The 315-nt window shown below is 66.3% G+C and carries 1 protein-coding gene; it reads left to right on the top strand.

The annotated features are described in order from the left end of the window. Window positions 1-315, top strand: a 315-nt coding sequence (locus L995_RS29795; protein ID WP_156136157.1) for an alcohol dehydrogenase catalytic domain-containing protein, incomplete at both ends; no start/stop codon positions are given.

Consider the following 315-nt stretch of genomic DNA (forward strand, 5'->3'; position numbering starts at 1 on the left):
TTCATGGAAGGGCCGATCTTCATCCCGCCCTGCGGCCACCCGCATCCCATCTCGGGCGAGTCCGCACCCATCACCATGGGGCATGAGTTCTCGGGCGTGGTGTACGCCGTGGGCGCAGGGGTGGACGATATCCAGGTCGGCCAGCATGTGGTGGTGGAGCCCTACATCGTGGCCGACGATGTGCCCACGGGGCCGGGCGACAACTACCACCTGTCCAAGGACATGAACTTCATCGGCCTGGGCGGGCGCGGTGGCGGGCTGTCCGAGCGGATTGCCGTCAAGCGCCGCTGGGTGCATCCCATCTCCGATGCCATT

This window comes from Delftia sp. ZNC0008, assembly GCF_000799035.1.
GTDB lineage: Bacteria > Pseudomonadota > Gammaproteobacteria > Burkholderiales > Burkholderiaceae_C > Comamonas > Comamonas tsuruhatensis.